This window comes from Halogeometricum sp. CBA1124 (assembly GCF_009741955.1).
In the GTDB taxonomy this organism is placed as follows: Archaea; Halobacteriota; Halobacteria; order Halobacteriales; family Haloferacaceae; genus Halogeometricum; species Halogeometricum rufum.
The window spans coordinates 1-3,139 of sequence record NZ_WPCD01000289.1; the positions used below are offsets into that span (position 1 = coordinate 1).

A 3,139-nucleotide genomic window follows, 5' to 3' on the forward strand; every position below is an offset into this window, starting at 1 on the left:
GGCGCCGACGCGGCGTTCCACGTCACCGCCGGCCTCGCCGCGCTTGGGCGTCGATGGAGCTCTATCTCGTCGATGGAAGACCGATGGCCGGGGGCGTCCTCCTCGGCTTCCTCGAATATCTCGCGGAGTTGCTCTTCGGACTCCCCGTAGTACTTCGACATGATCTCCGGGCCGGAGATGGTGTGGAAGCCGGCGTCTATCTCGTTGGCGACGGCCTTCGCGATGAGCGTCTTCCCGGTGCCCGGCGGGCCGTGCAGGAGCACGCCCTTCGGCGGTTCGATGCCGAGGCGCTTGAACAGTTCCGGGTGCCGCATCGGGAGTTCGATCATCTCCCGGACCTGCTCTAGCTCGCGGTCGAGGCCGCCGATGTCCTCGTACGTCACGGAGGGGCCTTCGCCGGTGTCGCCCTCGGCCCCGCCCTGAATCTCCTCGGCGGGCTTCTGGCTGATCTGGACGTCCGTCGAGTCGGTGATGACGACCGTTCCACTCGGCTGCGTGGAGGCTATCTTGACGGGGACCGACTGGTTCGAGGAGGTCATGAAGCCGAACCCGAGGGGGAGCTGGATGCTCTGCCCTTTGGTGACGGGCTGGCCGGAGAGCTTGTCCCGGATGTAGGTGCCCACGTTGCCGCCGATGCGGAGGTTCTGCGGCAGGGCGATGGAGACGGTCTTGGCCGGCTTCACGTCCGCGCGCTCGACCTGCACGCGGTCGTCGATGCCGACGTTCGCCTGCTGGCGGAGTCGGCCGTCGATACGGATGACGCCGGTGCCGCGGTCTTCGGGGTAACCGGGCCACACGCGGGCGATGGCGGTGCCGCCGTCGCCTTCGATGCGGATGTAGTCGCCGCCTTCGAGACCGAGTTCTTCGGCGGCGTCGCGGTCGATGGCTGCGAGTCCTCGACCGGCGTCTTTCTGCTTCAGGGGTTTGACGATGAGCTTCATTTCTGGACGGTGATGGTGAGTACGCCGTTGTTCGTCGTGACCGATGCGTCCTCACCCGGAAGTTCGAATTCCGTTTCGGTAACTCTGTCGCCCGTCTCGGTGACGACGATGGCGGTCGTGCCCACGATGTCCACGTCCACCTCGTCGCCGAACGAATCGAGGTCGGCGGCGACGACCCAGCTGTCTTCGTACTCGTAGCGGCGGAGGAATCGCTCGTTACCGCCGACGAACTGTTGGGTACTCATGATGCTTCCTAACCACAGGTAATTCACTTAGGTATTTAAATCTATCGCTGGTTGACCGCTGTACGGGGGAGCGTCTAGACTATATCGGTTGAATTGCGGTTCACACCGAACGGCGGCGACCGACGCATCCCCGCCACCGTCCGCACCGCCGTGTGGGATTTATCACCGGACGACGTGAACGTGAGCTATGGACACCGTCACACACCACGGCCGCGAGACGGCGTATCGCGTCTCCCACCGCGGCGCGACGGGACCGACGCTCCTGTTCGTCCACGGGAGCGGTGGGTCCCACACAGTCTGGAAGTCGCAGTTCCGCCTCGCCGACGAGTTTCCCGTCGCCACGCTCGACTTGAGCGGGCACGGCGAGAGCGACGACGTCGACGCCGAACCGGGGTACGAGGCGCGTTCGGCCTACGTGGACGACGTCGTCGCCGTCGCCGAGGCGGTGGACGCGTCCGTGTTGGTCGGAAATTCGCTCGGCGGTGCCGTAACGCTCACGGCCGTCCTCGAACGCGAACTCGACGTGTCGGGACTCGTCCTCGCGGGCACGGGCGCGAAACTGGCCGTCCTCGACGACCTCTTGGCGTGGCTGGCCGACGACTTCCCGCGGGCCGTGGAGTTTCTCCACCAGCCGGACCGCCTGTTTCACGACCCAGAGGGCGACTTCGCGACGTTCTCCGCGGAGGCGATGTACGACGTGGGACGCGCGGTGACCGAACGCGACTTCCGCACCTGCCACGCGTTCGACGTTCGCGGCGAACTCGACGAGATAACCGTCCCGACGCTCGCCCTCGTCGGCGAACACGACCGACTCACGCCCCGGTCGTACCACGAGTACCTCTGCGAGGAGATACCCGACTGCGAACTCGGAGAGGTGGAGGACGCCGCCCACCTCGCGATGCTGGAGCGACCCGAGGCGTTCAACGGCGCGATTCGGGACTTCGTGGACCGCCGGGTCGTCGAGTAGCCGACGGGGCCGCGTCGAGAACAGCCGGCCGGACTCAGTACAGGTCGTCCAGTTCGTCGGCGACGTGGCTGTGTTCCTCGGCGGGGAACGCGCCGGACTCGACCTCCTCGCGGTAGGCCGCCATCGCGCCCCGCATCTGTTCGCGAAGGTCGCCGTACTGCTTGGCGAACGGCGGCGCGGACGGGGAGAGACCGAGCACGTCGTCCACCACCAGCACCTGCCCGTCGCAGTCCGGCCCCGCCCCGATGCCGATGGTCGGGACGGAGACGGCGTCCGTGACCTGCGCCGCGAGGTTCGCGGGGACGTGTTCGAGGACGAGACAGAACGCGCCGGCGTCCTCGTGCTTTCTCGCCAGGTCGAGGATGCGGTGGCCCTCGTCGCGCGTCGTCCCCTGCCGGGCGTAGCCCGTCTCCTTCATCCGCTGGGGGGTGAGGCCGAGGTGAGCCATCACGGGAATCCCGAGTTGGACGAGGCGTTCGGTGAGTTCGACCGTGTGGTCGCCCGACTCCAACTTGACGGCGTCCGCGTCCGCCTCCTTCAGCATGCGGCCGCAGTTCTCGATGCTCTCGGCCTCGTCCACGCCGACGGAGAGGAACGGCATGTCGGCGACGACGAGGGCCTCGTCTGCGCCGCGCGCGACGGCGGCCGTGCGCGACGCCACGTCGTCCACCGTGACCGGGAGCGTCGTGTCGTATCCGAGGTCGGTGTTGCCCATGCTGTCGCCGACGAGGAGTACGTCGATGCCCGCCTCGTCGGCCACCGCCGCGGTCGTGGCGTCGTAAGCGGTCAGCATCGTAATCGGCGTCGTCCCCGCCTTCTCGCGCACGTCGCGTACCGTGGTCATACCAATCGCTGCCCTCCCCACCGCGTTAAATCGCTCGTTGTCGGCCGTCCACGCGGCGCAGTCGTTCTCCCGTCGTGCCAGTCCTCGGTCACCCGTCCGCACGTCGAACCCCCGTGCGTCGAACTCCCGCACGTCGAACCCC

The 3,139-nt window shown here is 67.3% G+C and carries 3 protein-coding genes and 1 pseudogene; 1 reads left to right on the forward strand and 3 read right to left on the reverse strand.

All coding sequences use genetic code 11. The features are described 5' to 3' along the window. Together GJ632_RS20495 and GJ632_RS20500 are read right to left on the reverse strand one after the other, a co-directional pair. Positions 1 to 941, reverse strand: a pseudogene (locus GJ632_RS20495) (AAA family ATPase); the annotation flags it as partial. Beyond that, the gene (locus GJ632_RS20500) at positions 938 to 1,186 is read right to left on the reverse strand and encodes an Hsp20/alpha crystallin family protein (RefSeq protein WP_089807653.1); all 249 of its coding nucleotides are present in this window, start codon (positions 1,184 to 1,186) and stop codon (positions 938 to 940) included. The pseudogene GJ632_RS20495 and the gene GJ632_RS20500, both read right to left, overlap by 4 nt. Positions 1,187 to 1,373: 187 nt before the next feature. Between GJ632_RS20500 and GJ632_RS20505 the strand changes: the two genes are divergently transcribed. Further along, on the forward strand, positions 1,374 to 2,153 hold the full coding sequence (locus GJ632_RS20505) for an alpha/beta fold hydrolase (RefSeq protein ID WP_191453889.1): 780 nt from the start codon (positions 1,374 to 1,376) through the stop codon (positions 2,151 to 2,153). A gap of 34 nt (positions 2,154 to 2,187) precedes the next feature. Here GJ632_RS20505 and panB read toward each other — a convergent pair whose 3' ends face one another. Continuing rightward, positions 2,188 to 2,997 carry a 3-methyl-2-oxobutanoate hydroxymethyltransferase gene (gene panB / locus GJ632_RS20510; protein WP_191453890.1) on the reverse strand — a complete coding sequence of 270 codons (810 nt, stop codon included), beginning with the start codon at positions 2,995 to 2,997 and terminating at the stop codon, positions 2,188 to 2,190. Positions 2,998 to 3,139 lie beyond the last annotated feature (142 nt).